This is a genomic window from Sorangium sp. So ce448 (genome assembly GCF_051520915.1).
GTDB classification, from domain to species: Bacteria; Myxococcota_A; Polyangia; order Polyangiales; family Polyangiaceae; genus Sorangium; species Sorangium cellulosum_B.
Window position 1 is genome coordinate 3,402,200 of record NZ_CP150343.1, and the last position, 14,895, is coordinate 3,417,094.

The window sequence follows — 14,895 nt, forward strand, 5'->3', positions numbered from 1 at the left end:
GGTGGCGAGGCCCATCGATCGGGCCCCGCCATCCCTGCCGTGGCCAGCGCCAGGGCCGACGCCCCCCGATCCTGGCCGCCCCGCGTACCCGGCCATCCGCGCGATCCGGTGCAGTATGCCGTCCATCGAGTCGAGAACATGAACCCGGGGAACGGAAACGGGCCGCGCTTTCATTCTCGTGCGCCTTTCGGTAGCAAGCCGAGCAACTTGAGAAGATCGATGCTGTTCGCAGAAGTAGATGATGGCGTCGGCGGCTTCCCGGTGAGTCGTTCTTCCACGCGGGCAAAGACCGCGGCCAGAATGGATGACCGCGTTCAGCCTCTCCTCTTCCAGGAGCTTGCGCACGTGCTCCGCGAGATCGTCTCGTTCCTCCAGAACAGCAAACTGATCTCTGCCGTACATGAGGCGACTGTCGGCGCACCCGGTCGGGGCATCGGGTGCATCAGCGAGGCCGGCTGGGACCTCCCTGGCCCACGCCCGCGAGCCGCCGTCCCTTCCGGCGCAGCCACCAACTCTTCGGAACTCCTCGTTATTGTATCCCCGAGTGTGCCTTGTTCTCCCCTGGCGGAAAGGCGACCTCAACGCGCTGCATCCACGCCCAGGCGCGGACGTGAACGCCGCGGCGCGCCTGCGTCGTGCGTCGATCCACGCTCATTACAGCGGCAGGAGCGCCGATCCCGGTGTCACGTGACCGATACAATGAAGTGGTTGACAGCGACCGAGCTCTTCTGATTTAGGACACCGGGGGGATCATCTACACAGGGAGGGCGGGACGTGCTGTTGAAAATTGACACGGCGCTGCGGACGGACGCCGGCGCGGTGGCCGCCGATGACGGCTATGATGCCGTGATCGTGGGCTCCGGGATCGCCGGCGCGATCGTGGCCAACGAGCTAAGCCGAGCAGGCAAGCGGGTGCTGCTGCTGGAGGCGGGGGCGGGGACCAACCGGTCGATCTCCGGCTATGAGTCCTACCTCGCCAACTTCTTCGCGGCGTCGTCGAAGGACAACCAGGCGCCGTTCCCCGAGAACCCCAACGCGCGGATGCCGCGCAGCCCGGAGCTCCGCAAGCTCCAGCCCGGCGAGACCGACCCGGCTCCCTACGTCGTGCAATCAGGCCCCTACGTCACCGACACCAACTACACGCGCGTGTTCGGCGGGACGACCATGCACTGGGAGGCGAAGACCCCCCGCATGCTGCCGGACGACTTCAAGGTCCGCACGCTGTTCGGACAGGGCATCGACTGGCCGCTGAGCTACGAGGACATCGAGCCCGACTACCAGGTCGCCGAGCGCGAGGTCGGCGTCTCCGCCGACGTCGCGGAGCAGACGTACCTGGGGCTCCGCTTCCCCGAAGGCTACGTGTACCCGATGAAGGGCCTGCCGCTGTCCTACCTCGATCAGCGGGTCGGCAAGGGCATCGACGGCACCGAGGTCAAGCTGCACGACCAGGCGTATTCCATCCGGATCCGCGCGTACCCGCAGGCCCGCAACGGAGTTCCCAACCCCGCCTACGACGGCGGCAAGGGCTACGCGCCGGTGGGCGCCGTCAACACCCATCAGGTGGAGGAGGGGGAGCGCTGCCAGGGCAACACCAACTGCGTGCCGCTCTGCCCGGTGCAGGCGCGGTATCACTCCGGCAAGACGCTGGCGAAGGCGCTCGAGACAGGGCGGGTCGACCTGATGGTCCAGGCGGTCGCCTCGAAGGTGGTGATCGATCCCGAGAGCGGGCGTGTCACGGCGCTGGAGGTCAAGGTCTACAAGGACCCGCAGTCGTCAGAGCACGAGACGGTGACCGTCAAGGGCAAGATCTTCGTGCTCGCCGCCGGCGCCATCGAGACCCCGCGGCTCCTGCTGGCCTCCGGCGTCCGGAGCAGCAGCGGGCTGATGGGCCGCAACCTGATGGACCACTCCTACCTGCTGAGCTGGGGGCTGATGCCCGAGGTCTGCGGGACCACGCGCGGCACGAGCTGCACCGGCGGCATCATCGACCTGCGCACGGGGCCATTCCGGCGGAGCCAGGCGGCCTTCAGCGTGGACATCCACAACGACGGCTGGGGGTGGGCGACGGGCTCGCCCTTCACGGATCTGGCCGAGCTCGTGGACCAGCACAACCACTTCGGGGACGAGCTGCGCCGCGGGCTCGTCGACCGCATCTCGCGCCAGCTCCTGTTCGCGTTCATGCTCGAGGTGCTGCCCAGCGAGAGCAACCGCGTCACCGTCGATCCGCGCTACACCGACCGCCTCGGCAACATGCGCCCGGTGGTCTCCTTCACGGTGCCGGAGTACACGATGCGCGGCGCCGCCTATGCGCGTCAGTTCGCCAGGACCATGTTCGCGCGCCTGGGCGTCGTGGATTTCTCCCGGTACGACCCCGGCGACTATGGCTATGTCGCCTACGAGGGCGAGGGCTACGCCATCCGGGGGGGCAACCACCTGGCCGGCACACACATCATGGGATCGGACAAGCGCACGTCGGTCGTCGACACCGACCAGCGCTCCTGGGATCATGAGAACCTCTATCTGGTCGGCTCCGGCAGCATGCCTTCGGTCGGCACCGCCAACGTGACCCTCACCCTCGCCGCGCTCTGCTACCGGAGCACGCGCGCGATGCTCAAGCAGCTCCACTGACGCGAGGTGCGCCCATGATCAACTCCAGACGATCCGAACCTCCCGCGCCGCGCAACAAGATCGAGACCCTCACCGAGCTGCACCATTACCTGCAGCACGCGCTCCAGCTGGAGCACGCCACGATACCGCCGTACCTCGCGGCGCTCTACTCGATCAAGCCGGGGACCAACCCGGATGCCGTCCACATCCTGCGCGTGGTGGCGGTGGAGGAGATGCTCCACCTGACCCTCGCGGCGAACCTGCTGAACGCCGTCAAGGGCACGCCCGATCTGACGGTCAAGGGCTTCGTGCCCAGCTACCCCGCCTACCTGCCGGACGGCGAGACCGACTTCCAGGTCCACATCGCCCCCTTCGGCATCGAGGCGATCGAGACCTTCAAGAAGATCGAGCGGCCCAAGAAGGCAGGCGGGCGGCTCGTCCGCCGCGCCGCCCCGGCCGGCGCCACGGTGCTTGGCGCGCACCCCGAAGACTCCGAGATGCAGTACTACAGCATCGGCGAGTTCTACGCCGCCATCGAGGACGGCCTCGTGCGCCTGGAGGCGGAGGCGCAGGCCCGGGGCGAGACGATCTTCGTCGGCGATCGCGGGCGGCAGATCACCCCGGAGTACTACTATTCCGGCGGCGGCGAGCTGCTGCCCGTGATCGATCTGGCCAGCGCGCGCCGGGCCATCACCCTGATCATGGAGCAGGGCGAGGGCACCGAGTCCAGCATCTACGACCGGGAAAAGGAGCTGTCGCACTATTACCGCTTCGAACAGCTCACCCAGGGTCGCTACTACCAGCCGGGTGACCAGCCGGGCCAGCCGACCGGGCCGGCGTTCACCGTCGACTGGAAGGGCGCGTATCCCATCAAGACGGACGTCAAGCTGGCCGAGCTGCCGGCCGGCTCCGAGCTGTACGACATGGCGGTGGCCTTCAACCGCGCCTACGCGAAGTTCCTCGAGACCCTGACGCGGGCTTACAACGGCGAGCCTGCGCTGCTGATGAGCGCCGTGCCGCAGATGTTCGAGTTCCGCAACCTGATCACCCAGCTGATCCGCAACCCGCTTCCAAACAGCGAGTTCACCGCCGCGCCGACCTTCGAGCTCTACCCGGCCGAGGACGCCCCTGCCGCGGTCGCCGGCGCGAGCGCGGCGTCGAGCCGCCTCGATCGATTCCTCGCCTTCTCGGCGGAGGTGACCGCCTTTGCCGTGTTCGATCTGCATGGGACCGGGCAGGCCGAGGCGTATCTGAAGTCCGCCGATGAGGTCGTCGGCGCCGCCGTTGTGGACGAGCTGCTCGCGATCCACGGCGGGGCGGGGCAGGGGAGCGACCGCCAGGCGCGTGAGGCCTTCCTGCGCCGGGAGATCTTCGGCCACGAGAAGCTCGGGCCGATCGCCCGCAACATCATCAAGATGTGGTATTCCGGCGTCTGGTACGAGCTGCCCACGGCCTGGACCGAGGCCTACGGCCCCGCGCCGAAGGACGTGACGTTCGTTGTCTCGCCGTCCTCGTACGTGGAGGGGCTGCTGTGGACGGCGATCGGCGGTCACCCCGCCGGAGCCAAGCCGCAGGGGTTCGGGTCGTGGGCCGATCCGCCGCGCATCCCGTCCTCCGAGGACACACCGGCGCGCCGGTCGCTGCCCGTCGTCGGCGAGCGATAACGCGCCGCGGGAGAGATCGGCCGATGGCGAGGCCGATCGAGGGCCCCCGGCGAACTCGGGGGTTGCGTCGAGCCGGTTCGGTAAGCGATAGAAATCCCGGAGGTGGAGCGCATGGTCGGGATGGGGAGGGAGATCTGCGGCGACCTGAGGATCGCCGAAGAGCGCGAGTGGCTCGTCACCAACGGCATCGGCGGCTATGGCTCCGGGACGGTGGCCGGCTCGATCACGCGGGGCTACCACGGGCTGCTCGTCGCCGCCCTCCGGCCGCCCGTCGATCGACGGCTGATGCTCGTCAAGCTCGACGAGACCGTCAGCTACCGCGGCGCGGCCTGGGATCTCGCGACCAACCGCTGGGCGAGCGGCGCCGTCGCGCCGGGCGGCTTCGTCAACATCGAGCACTTCGCGCTCGAGGGCTCGATCCCTTGCTGGCGCTACGCCTGCGCCGACGCGCTGCTCGAAAAGCGCGTCTGGATGGAGCACGGCCAGAACACCACCTACGTCGCTTACACCGTGCTCCAGGCCCGCGAGCCGTTGCGCCTCACCGCGCGCGCCATCGCAAACAACCGCGTCTTCCACAACACAGGCACCGTCGCGTGGCCGGCCGAGGTCAGCGCCGCTTCGGGCGGCGTCCGCGTCGTCACGGCCGGCGACGCGCTGCCGCTGTTCCTCAAGCTGGAAGGCGGCGCGGCCACCCCCGCGACGGAGCTCTACCGCGGCTTCGCGCTCCCGGCCGAGACGGCGCGCGGGCTCCTCGACCGCGACGACCACCTCCACGTCGCGACCTTCGAGGCGACCCTCCTGCCCGGCGAGACGGTTGTGTTCCTCGCCGCCGCCGGAGACGGCACCACCACGGTCGATCCGGAGGCCCTTTCGCGCCGCCGCGCGCGCGATCGGGCCCTCCTCTCGGCGTGGAGCGGGGCGAGGCCGTCGGGCGCGGCCGCCGCCCCCGGCTGGGTCTCGCAGCTCGTCCTCGCCGCCGACCAGTTCGTCGTGGACCGCGCGCTGACCCCCGGCGGCACCCCCGGCAAGAGCGTCATCGCCGGTTATCCCTGGTTCGAGGACTGGGGTCGCGACACGATGATCAGCCTCCCCGGCCTCGCGCTCTCGACGGGACAGGCGAGCATCGCGGCGCCGATCCTCCGCACGTTCGCCGCCTTCGTGGATCAAGGGATGTTGCCCAACCGGTTCCCCGACGGCGCCGCGCACCCCGAATACAACACGATGGACGCCACGCTCTGGTACTTCCAGGCCATCCGCGCCTGTCACGAGGCGACCGGCGACGACGGGCTCCTGCGCGACCTGTTCCCGGTGCTGCGGGACATCATCGACTGGCATATCAAGGGCACGCGGTATGGGATCCAGGTTGACCCGGGCGACGGCCTGCTCCGCGGCGGGCAGGCCGGCGTCCAGCTCACCTGGATGGATGCCAAGGTCGGCGACCGCGTGATCACGCCGCGCATCGGCAAGCCGGTCGAGATCAACGCCCTCTGGTACAACGCGCTGCGGGTGATGGTCGCCTTCGCCGCTCGCCTCGGCGAGCCCGCCGAGCCATATCAGGCGATGGCGGCGAGGGCCCTCGCGTCCTTCGAGCGCTTCTGGAACGCCGCCGCGGGCTATTGCTACGACGTCCTCGACGGGCCCGCCGGCGCCGAGGCGGCGCTCCGGCCGAACCAGATCTTCGCCGTGTCGCTCCCGGAGAGCCCGCTCTCCCCCGAGCGGCAGAGCGCCGTTGTCGACGCGTGCGCGCGGGCGCTCCTGACCTCGTATGGGCTGCGCTCGCTCGCCCCGTCGGATCCGGCGTATCAGGGGTTCTACGGTGGCGATCAGGAGCGCCGCGACGCCGCTTACCACCAGGGCATGGTGTGGGCCTGGCTCATCGGCCCGTTCATCGAGGCGCACCTCCGCGTTCATGGCGATCCCGACGCAGCGCGCCGGCTGCTCGCGCCGATGGGAGACCACATCAACACCGCCGGCCTCGGCTCGATCAGCGAGATCTTCGATGGTGACGCTCCCTTCGCGCCGCGCGGCTGCATCGCCCAGGCGTGGAGCGTCGCCGAGGTGCTCCGCGCCTTCACGCTCCTCGACCAGGCGGCGCCGCCCGTCCGGGAGCCCGCTTGACCCGACGATGCGACGAGGAGATCCCGAGGTGATCCAGGGAGGGAAGCAGAACACGAGACCGAGCTGAGTCAGAGCCGGACGAGCAGGGCTGTTGCGCCCCTTCAGTCGTCGTTCGCTCCTCCGCGCTGATCGGACCCGTGCTCCGGCGCTGGCCGCCCCTCGCGGAGCTCTTCCAGCACGTCGGCGAGGCTCGACGCGATGTCGGCGAGCGCCGCGTTCACCCGGTCCGCGTGTGTCCTGAAGCTCAGGATGCACATCCGCAGCAGGAACCTCCCCCCGGCCACCACCCCCGTGAGCAGCACCCGCTGCTTCGCGTTCACCCGCGCGATGAGGCGCCGGTTCAGCGCGTCGAGCGCCGGCCCGTCGTCGACGCCGGGCGGGCGCGCCCTGAAGGCGAGGAGCGACAGCTCGGGCTCCGCCACGACCTCGATGTGCGCCATCTGCCGGAGCGCGTCGGCCGCGCCGCGCGCGAGCGTGAGCTTCTCGTCGAGCTCGGCCCGGAAGACGGAGGCCCCATGCATCTTCAGCGGCAGCCACACCCGCAGCCCGCGCGCGTCGCGCGACAGCTCGGGGCTGATCGCGCAGAAGTCCACGAGATCGTCCTCTGCCTGCATCGGCGGCATGTACGAGGCGGAAAGGGCGTGCGCGCGTCGCAGCGCCTCGCGATCGCGCACCGCGAGGCAGCCCGTCCCGTACGGCAAGAAGAGGCTCTTGTGCGGGTCCAGCGTCACCGAATCGGCGCGCTCGATCCCCCGCATCGCCGCGCGCCCTCGCTCGGTGAGCGCGAAGAAGCCGCCGTACGCCGCGTCGACGTGCAGCCAGAGGCGCTCGGCCCCGGCGAGGCCGGCGAGGGCGGGCAGATCGTCGATCGCGCCGGTGCCCGTCGTGCCCGCGGAGGCGACGAGGAGGAAAGGCGAGAGGCCGCGCGCCCGGTCGCGCGCGACCGCCTCCGCCGCCGCGTCGGTCCGCATGCGAAAGCGCCCGTCCACCGGGATCTCGCGCACGGCCTCCGGAGGAAAGCCGGCGAGGAGCGCGGCCTTCGTCACCGAGTGGTGCGCTTCCTCCGAGGCATAGAGGGTCCCCCGCAGGAAGTCCGGCGGGAGGCGCTCGCGGCGCGCGGTGATCACCGCGACGAGGTTCGCGAGCGAGCCGCCCGTCGTGAGGATCCCCCCGGAGCCATCGGGCAGGCCGAGCATGGCGCAGAACCAGGCGATGACGTTCGCCTCGATCTGCACGAGCAGGGGGGCGGCCTGGAAGACGCCCACATACCGGTTCACCGCGTCCGCGATCAGATCGGCCACGGCCGCGTGAAAGAGGCCGCCGCCCGGGATGTACCCCATGTAGCCGGGGGACGCCGTGTTCAGGCTCATCGGGATGAGCTTGCCGAAGAGCTTCCGGAGGAGCTTTTCATAAGGCACGCCGCGCTCCGGCAGCGGCTCGCGGAGCGAGCGCGCGACCCGCTTGCCTCCCCGCGTCGCGTGCATCGGCTGCTCCGGCAGGCTCTCGATGTGCTGGACGATGCGGTCCATCGCGAGCTCGACCATCTCGCGCATGGCGTCGCCCGGCAGCTCGAGCGGGTGGGGGCCTGACGGCGGGCGTTTCGGGCGGGCCAACGCGCGCCATCCTACGTCATCGCGCGCTCCACGGCGGGCGGCGTTCGGGGCGAAGACGTCGCGAAAACGTCCAGCGAGACGAGCCGCCTCGTCCGGGGTGGGCGCCGGCCTGCGATCGGCGCACGAGCCGGGTCCTCCGCGAGCTCGCGGAGCGTCACGCGCGTCCGTACCCTCGTTGCCCGTGCACCACCACGGCGCGCATCTCGCGCTCGGCGTCTTGCTCCTTGATGGTCTCGCGCTTGTCGTGGCTCTTCTTCCCCCTCGCCAGCGCGATCTCGACCTTGGCAAGACCGCTCTTGAAGTAGAGCCGGGTCGCGACGGCGGTCATCCCCTCGCGGGCGATCGAGAGGTCGATGCGCTCGATCTCGCGCCGGTGGAGGAGCAGCTTGCGCGCGCCCTTCGGCACGTGGCCGAAGGCGGCGCTGGCCATCGCGGCGATGCTCACGCCCTGCAGGAACACCTCGCCCCGGAGGACCGTGCAGAACGAGTCGGTCAAGTCGGCCTTGCCGGCGCGAAGCATCTTCACCTCGCTCCCCTTGAGGACGATCCCCGCCTCGAACCGGTCGCCGAGGTCGTAATTGAAGCCTGCGCGCTTGTTGCGCGCGATGAGCGTCTCGCCAGGCCTGGCCTTTTCCTTCGGCACGACGGCATCTTAGCACGACGCCGCCCGCGCCCCGGCGACCACGGTTCCCGCCGGCCTCTGTCAATCGCAGCGGCAGTAGAGGCACCCAGGGTGGTGGGGACCGGTTCCGCAATATCCAGCCCACCCGGTATTGCTGCACGTGCAGGGGTCATGAGGGCGGAGACAGTTGTCCAGCTTGCACGACTGGTCTGGCGTTTCGAACGGCGAATCGACGCTCGGGGTGTCCGCCGATGCGCCGTCCGCCGGAGCTTCGGCGGATGCCAGATTGTCCGTCGCAGGCTCCTCCACGTGTGCTGCGCGGCCCGCGGCGCCCATCCCTGTCGAGGAGAGAAGCGCCACAATCGAGATGATCCATCGCGTGTTCATGGTCAGATCTCCTGCGTACGGCGTTTGTCGCTCATCGGTGCGCGCGATGGGAAACGTTGATAAACGCCGCGTTTCAGCGACGAGCGCGCCTCATCGACGCTTAACAACTTGAGCGATGGCTCCCTGGTCGCAAGTGGCCGCGCGAGCGCGGAGGGCGTCCGAGGGCGGATCGAGAGGGCAAAAGGGCTCCGCCGGGAAGACAGGGAGGATCCACGCGGACGATTGGTCGCGAATTGGCGATGCCACAGCGCAGCCGGGCCTGTTCACTCACCCTTCGATCCCCAGCGCGGCGAAGCGCCGGGCGAACCAGAGGCCCGACGGGAGCAGCGGGCGGGCCTCGGCGAAGGCCGCGCGCGCATCGGCCTCCCGGCCGGCGCGGCGGGCGGCGCGCGCCAGGAAGTAGAGCGCCTCGAGCCGCTCGATCGGGAGCAGGGCGCGCGACCGCGCGAGCGTCTCCTCCCAGCTCGCGCCTCGCGGTGGAGGGCGACGAACGCGCTGGCGTCGACCGGGTCGCAGGAGGCGCAGCAGCGCGGCGGCGCGAGGACGCAATCGCCCGGCGCCGCGCATGCATCCATGTCCGTGGTGGTGCCCTGACAGGTCTCCAGGCACGCCGCGAGCGACTCGAAGCGGTTCTCGTTGCGCTCGCAACCACCATAGGTGAAAGGAACATACTCTCCAGGTGCGGCGCGCCCCTCTCCGGAGCGCCGCCTACGTGGAGGTGCCCTGTCCCACCCGTCGACCGATCCGCCGGCCGGAGGGCCCGCTCGCGGTGAGCCAGAGATCGCTTCCCTCTGCTGCTCACTTCCTCGGCGCGACGGCGATGATGCCCTTGATCATCCCCATGCCGCACTCGAACTGGAGCTCCCCTGCCTTCAGCTCGGGGAGGTCGATCGTCACCGGCTGTCCGGTCGGCAGCTCTTTGCGGATACCGAGGCTCCGGAAGACGACCTCCTTGGTGCAGCCGCCGCTGTCGTGGCGGACGAGCCTGAGCTGCAGCCGCTCCCCCTCGACCGCGGCGATCTTGTCCGGCGCGAAGGCGCCGTGGACCATGATCTCGACCACACGAGGGGCCTTCTGTGGCTCGGCGCTCGCGGGCTGCGAGCAGCCGAGCGCGGAGGCGACCGAGGTGATGCCGAGCGCGATCGAGAAGATGGCGTGCGTGATCTTCATGAAAAGCTCCTTTCAGGTGCCGCGGGAAGACGCGCCGGTCTCCGTCGCATTACAGTCGAGCGTGGGAGCTCGGCTCGCCTGCCGGGACGGGCGGCGCGCGCCCCCGCCGGGCCCTCGTCGGGGAGATTGACTTTCGGATCGCGTTTGGATTTCTTAGCCCCATAGCCGGGCGACACTGTCCCGACCAGGGGGAGGCGACGTCTTGCCGTACCGCGACAAGCTGGATGCTGCTTCGGGCACGGGGAAGCTGATCACGGTCCGCCGCTACCTCGATCCGGTCGCGGCCCAGATGGACCGCACGCTGCTCTCGGCCAACGGCATCGAGTCCCACGTGTTCGAGGCGGCGAGCTACAACCCGATGCTGAGCGGCGCCGCCGGGGGCACGCAGCTGCAGGTGCGCGAGGGCGATCTCCGGCGCGTGGAGGGGCTCCTCGAGGTCCACCCCGGGGAGGCGGCCAGCAACGACGACGAGGAAGCTGCCGGGGTCCGCTGCCCGCGCTGCGAGCTCCCCTACTGCTTCCACGAGCGCCTGCGCCTCGAGGGCTCGAGCGCCGCCACCGGGCTCGCGATCCTCGCCGCGCCGCTCATGCTGTTCCTGCCGAGGCGCTGGCACTGCCACAAGTGCGGCCATGTCTGGGACGATCCGAAGGAGGGGCCCGCCGCGATGACGAAGCTCGAGGAGGGCGATCCGCGGCCGGTCTTCCGCCTGCGGCGCGCGCACTCGGGCATGGGCCTGTTCCTCGGCCTGCTCGCGGGCTTCTGCGGGGCGATCCTGGTCGCGGCCGCCCTGCCGCGCGGCGCCGATGGGGGGCTCGCCTTCGCCGTGCTCGTCGGGGCGCCCTTCGTCGGCTGGGCCGTCGGTCACTGGTGGCAGTACGATCTCTGCTCCGAGCCGGGCTGCCGCACGCCGCTGGCGTCCGGTCGGAGCGAGTGCCCGCGCTGCGGCGGCGCCATCGCCGGCGTCGTCCGGTCGGCTGACGAGCACCACGCGGCGGCCGGGGATTTCCGGCGCGAGCTCGGCGCGCTGCGGGCGGCGGACCGGGCGCGCGAGGGCGAGAAGAAGAAGAGAAGGAAGAATCGGCCAGCCGGCGCCGCCGGTTGAGGACGAATGGCCCTTGCCCCTTGAACACCTTGGCCGCTTGGAGGACGTCGCCCGCATGCCTGACAGCGCTCTCACAGCCGTAGTCGATGACAGGATCTGGACCCTGGACCGCCCCGTGTGGTTCAGCGGGGTACGGATGCGCGCCCGCACAACGGTCGTACGCCTCGACGACGGCGGTTTGCTCCTGCACACCCCGGCCCCTCCCAACGATGCATTGACAGAGCAGCTACGAGCCCTGGGCCCCGTGCGCTGGCTGGTGGTCCCCAACTGCTGGCATCATCTCGGGACACCCGCGGCGGCTGCCCATTTCCCCGAGGCGCGGGTGGTGGGACCGGCGTCGGCGCTGAGCAGGAACAAGGCGTTGAGACTCCACATGGATATCCACGACGCCCAGTTCGGCGAGCAGGTCCCCGAGCTCGAGGCCTTGCCGCTTCGGGGCGTGCCGTTCTGGGACGAGACGGTGCTCTACCATCGGCCGACGCAAACCCTGCTGGGCGCAGACATCGTCCTTTGCGCCTGCGCCAAGGACCACTGGACCTTGCGTTACGCCGCGCGCCTTACTGGCTTCTACGAGCGGGTGCGCGTGCCCCCCGACGCCAGAAAGAAGATTCCGGACAAGACGGCTGCCGCGCGCTCCATCCGCGCCATGCTGGAGCGACCGGCCCAGCGTCTCATCGTGGGGCATGCCGAGGTCATCGAAGAAGGTTGGCGCGACGGCCTCGCACAAGCCTGGCGACTGGAGGGCGTGGAGGTGTAGGTCGACAGCGCCGCTTCCCGGCGGCTCTCGCCGAGCGCCGGCCCCGGCCAGCCCCGTCGCTCGCGCGCCCGCCCTCAGGCGCTGGGTGAGGCGCTCGGGCCCCGGCGAGCGGATCTCGACGCTGGCGACCGTCTCGCCGCCACGAGTGACAAGGCTCCGTCAGCGAGCTCACGCGCGGGCGATTGGCGCCCGAGGCGGCTCGGTCATCCCTTGACAAGGTGCCGTTCGATCACGCCCACTGGGGTAACGTCCGCGCCGTCGTGGGGGTGTTGCGGGGACGTGAGGCGCATGGTCACCGGTCTCGACCTTCATACAACGCTGCATCGCATCGTGACGGACGCCGTGGGCGCCGTGCCGTCCGCGCAGCGAGCGAGCCTCCTGGCCCGGGACGGGGAGCAGCTGGTCTACAAGGCCTCTGTCGGCCTCGCTGGCGTGCTGGCGAACCCGCAGGAGGTCGCCGGCGGCGGGGTGCCGGCCACCGTGATCTCGACGCTCTCGACGCTCTCGACGCTCTCGACGCTCTCGACGCTCTCGACGCTCTCGACGCTCTCGACGTCAGATTCCGCGGACAGCCCTCGGATCATGGCGGCTTCCGACTGGTACCGCGAGCACCTGCCGGGCGCGTCGGCGCTGCACCTCGTGCCCGCGGGCGCGGTCGTGATCCTCACCCCGGTGGACGTGCAGGGACAGACGATCGGCGTGCTCGCCGTCGAGCAGCCGGGCGGACAGGCGCCTTCCGGCGAGGGCTTGGCGCGGCTCCGCGCGCTGGCCGCGAGCGCCGGCGCCGCGCTGGAGCGGCGAGAGCTCTACAACGACAAGGCGCGGTCGGCCCAGGAGGTGCGCGTGCTCGAGGGGGTGCTGAACGCGGTGGCCGCGCGGACCAGCACGCATGAGCTCGTCGAGATGATCTCGAAAGGCATCAAGAGCGTGCAGCTCGGGCCGCAATGGCGCTCCGTGCACCTCGTCCTGCTGAGCGACGCGCCCTCCGGGGGCGCGCGCGGCGACGCCGCGGCCCGCGAGATCCGCGTCTACCACGTCCCGCACCGATCGCCGCTCGCGTTCTGGAACAACGTGCGTGACGGCGCCCTCATCGCTGGGCGGAGCGTCGGCATCCACGTGGACGTCCGCAACGCCCCCGGCCACAGCGCCGTCGAGCAGCGCGGGATCCTCGAGGACGCCATCGACCGGGGCGTGCACGGCATCGCCGTGGCGCCGATCACCCCGGAGGTCCTCGAGCCCGCGATCCGCCGGGCGGCGCGGGCCGGGGTCCCGGTGGTCACGATCGACACGCCGCCCGCCGAGGGCAGCTGCGCTCAGGCCTATATCGGCACCGACAACGTGGCGGCAGGGCGGCTCGCCGCGGAGATGATGGCCCGGCTGCTCCCGGGCGGAGGCAAGATCGGCGCGCTGACGTTCTGGCTCAGCGCCATGAACAGCCGCGAGCGCATCGAGGCGTTCCGTGCGGCGGTCTCGGGCACGCGCGCGCGCTTCGACCTGCAGCCGCCGGCCGAGGACCGGTTCGACATCGAGCGCGGGATGCGGATCGCCCGGGAGATCGTGGAGACCGGAGAGATCGCCGGCGCCTTCGGCGTCTGCGCCGCGAACGGCGTGTCGTGGGGTGCGGCCGCGAGGGCGCTGGGGCGGGCAGGGGAGCTCAAGATCGTCGCCTTCGATCTGCTCACGGACACGCTCGAGATGCTCCGGGAAGGGACCATCCACGCGGTCCTGGTCCAGCGCGAGCACGAGATGGGCTACCGCGCGGTGCGGGTGCTCCACGACATGGTATCGAAGGGCGTCGACGCGGCCCTGGCCGGGCTGCCGACGCGCGCCGGCGCCGGGGGAGGGCCCGCGCTGCGCTTCATCGACACCGGCATCGACGTCGTGACCATCGAGCGCACGCCCTGGTCGCTCGCCCTCTCCGACTACCTGCCTCTGGACGCGAACCGCAAGGCGGCGAAGCGGAGGGAGCAGCTCCCCTGCGAGAGCCGCTCGAAGGAGCTCCTCCTCGTCACCGTGGACGCGGGGAGCGAGGGGTACGGCGAGGAGCGAACCCCCCTCGACGCGAGGTCGATGGTCGGGCGGGTGCTGAGCACCGCCCGGCCGATCCTCGTCGACACGCACTCGAGCGAGCTCCACGACGCGCCCGATGTCGTCGAGGCGCGCGGGAGGGGGGCGCATACGCTGGTCGGCGTCCCGCTGCTCGCCGGCGGGTCCGCCTTCGGCGCCCTGGTCCTGGAAAGCGGGCGCCGGGCAGCGTGCTCGCTCGACGATCTCACGACGATCGAGCGCATCGTCGACACGATGGCCGTGGCGATCGAGAACACGCGGCTCGTCCACCGGATCACCGAGCGGACCCATGAGCTCGAGCGCGCGAACCGGCATCAGGAGTCGCTGCTCGACACGATCCGCGAGCTCTCGAGCCCGGTCGTGCCCATCGCGCGGGACATCCTCGTGATGCCGATCATCGGGACGATGGACGCGGAGCGGTCCGGCCGCTTCATCGAGTCGATGCTGCAAGACATCACCGAGCACCACGCGCGCGTGGTGCTGGTCGACGTCACGGGGATGGCGGTCGTCGACGCCGCGTCGGTGGAGCACCTCCTGCGTGCGGCGCGGGCGGCGCGGCTGCTCGGCGCCGAGGTCGTGCTCGTCGGCGTCACGCCGGCGGCGGCGCGGCTGATCGTGGAGCAGGGCGTGGACCTCGGGAGCGTCATCACCCGCTCGACCCTGGAGCTAGGGTTCGCTCACGCGCTGTCGAAGACCGGCGGTCAGATCGTCTATCGCCGCGCGCCGCACCCTCAGCCCTTCTGAGCCGAGCCGATACGGGGCGGCCAGGCGTCGGACCGCCGGGGGAC

General features: G+C 70.6%; 9 protein-coding genes and 2 pseudogenes. 6 read left to right on the forward strand and 5 right to left on the reverse strand.

Annotated features, from left to right (window positions below):
• Window positions 1-774: 774 nt before the first annotated feature.
• From WMF45_RS13185 to WMF45_RS13195, 3 genes and pseudogenes are all read left to right on the forward strand, one after another.
• Window positions 775-2,628, forward strand: coding sequence for a GMC family oxidoreductase (locus WMF45_RS13185; RefSeq protein WP_437717257.1), 1,854 nt, complete (start codon window positions 775-777; stop codon window positions 2,626-2,628).
• Window positions 2,629-2,642: 14 nt separating this feature from the next.
• Window positions 2,643-3,752 (forward strand): annotated as a pseudogene (locus WMF45_RS13190) (ferritin-like domain-containing protein); the annotation flags it as partial.
• 630 nt (window positions 3,753-4,382) lie between these two features.
• Complete coding sequence (locus WMF45_RS13195) at window positions 4,383-6,389, forward strand: amylo-alpha-1,6-glucosidase (protein ID WP_437717258.1); 2,007 nt, start codon at window positions 4,383-4,385, stop codon at window positions 6,387-6,389.
• Window positions 6,390-6,490: 101 nt separating this feature from the next.
• On the opposite strand, the gene WMF45_RS13200 is transcribed toward WMF45_RS13195, so the two are convergent.
• The 5 genes and pseudogenes from WMF45_RS13200 to WMF45_RS13220 all read right to left on the reverse strand — a co-directional run bounded on the left by WMF45_RS13200 (window position 6,491) and on the right by WMF45_RS13220 (window position 10,181).
• Window positions 6,491-8,002, reverse strand: coding sequence for a pyridoxal phosphate-dependent decarboxylase family protein (locus WMF45_RS13200; RefSeq protein ID WP_437717259.1), 1,512 nt, complete (start codon window positions 8,000-8,002; stop codon window positions 6,491-6,493).
• A gap of 154 nt (window positions 8,003-8,156) precedes the next feature.
• Window positions 8,157-8,645 (reverse strand): SsrA-binding protein SmpB, encoded by a 489-nt coding sequence (gene smpB / locus WMF45_RS13205; protein WP_437552108.1) that lies wholly within the window; start codon window positions 8,643-8,645, stop codon window positions 8,157-8,159.
• Window positions 8,646-9,278: 633 nt separating this feature from the next.
• Window positions 9,279-9,578 carry a hypothetical protein gene (locus WMF45_RS13210; protein ID WP_437717260.1) on the reverse strand — a complete coding sequence of 100 codons (300 nt, stop codon included), beginning with the start codon at window positions 9,576-9,578 and terminating at the stop codon, window positions 9,279-9,281.
• Window positions 9,579-9,634: 56 nt separating this feature from the next.
• Window positions 9,635-9,793, reverse strand: a pseudogene (locus WMF45_RS13215) (hypothetical protein); the annotation flags it as partial.
• 16 nt (window positions 9,794-9,809) lie between these two features.
• Window positions 9,810-10,181: a cupredoxin domain-containing protein gene (locus WMF45_RS13220; protein ID WP_437717261.1), complete on the reverse strand. Its 372-nt coding sequence runs from the start codon at window positions 10,179-10,181 to the stop codon at window positions 9,810-9,812.
• 202 nt (window positions 10,182-10,383) lie between these two features.
• On the opposite strand from WMF45_RS13220, the gene WMF45_RS13225 reads away from it, so the two are divergent.
• From WMF45_RS13225 to WMF45_RS13235, 3 genes are all read left to right on the forward strand, one after another.
• Window positions 10,384-11,283 (forward strand): hypothetical protein, encoded by a 900-nt coding sequence (locus tag WMF45_RS13225; protein WP_437717262.1) that lies wholly within the window; start codon window positions 10,384-10,386, stop codon window positions 11,281-11,283.
• 55 nt (window positions 11,284-11,338) lie between these two features.
• The gene (locus tag WMF45_RS13230; protein WP_437717263.1) at window positions 11,339-12,040 is read left to right on the forward strand and encodes a DUF4336 domain-containing protein; all 702 of its coding nucleotides are present in this window, start codon (window positions 11,339-11,341) and stop codon (window positions 12,038-12,040) included.
• Window positions 12,041-12,328: 288 nt separating this feature from the next.
• Window positions 12,329-14,851 carry a substrate-binding domain-containing protein gene (locus WMF45_RS13235; RefSeq protein ID WP_437717264.1) on the forward strand — a complete coding sequence of 841 codons (2,523 nt, stop codon included), beginning with the start codon at window positions 12,329-12,331 and terminating at the stop codon, window positions 14,849-14,851.
• Window positions 14,852-14,895: the final 44 nt, after the last annotated feature.

What these genes read in the sequence shown, in the direction of transcription:
- WMF45_RS13220 (WP_437717261.1), bottom strand. Translation starts at nt 10,181, where the DNA reads ATGAAGATCACGCACGCCATCTTCTCGATCGCGCTCGGCATCACCTCG.
- WMF45_RS13195 (WP_437717258.1), top strand. Translation starts at nt 4,383, where the DNA reads ATGGTCGGGATGGGGAGGGAGATCTGCGGCGACCTGAGGATCGCCGAA.
- WMF45_RS13210 (WP_437717260.1), bottom strand. Translation starts at nt 9,578, where the DNA reads ATGCGCGGCGCCGGGCGATTGCGTCCTCGCGCCGCCGCGCTGCTGCGC.
- WMF45_RS13230 (WP_437717263.1), top strand. Translation starts at nt 11,339, where the DNA reads ATGCCTGACAGCGCTCTCACAGCCGTAGTCGATGACAGGATCTGGACC.
- WMF45_RS13235 (WP_437717264.1), top strand. Translation starts at nt 12,329, where the DNA reads ATGGTCACCGGTCTCGACCTTCATACAACGCTGCATCGCATCGTGACG.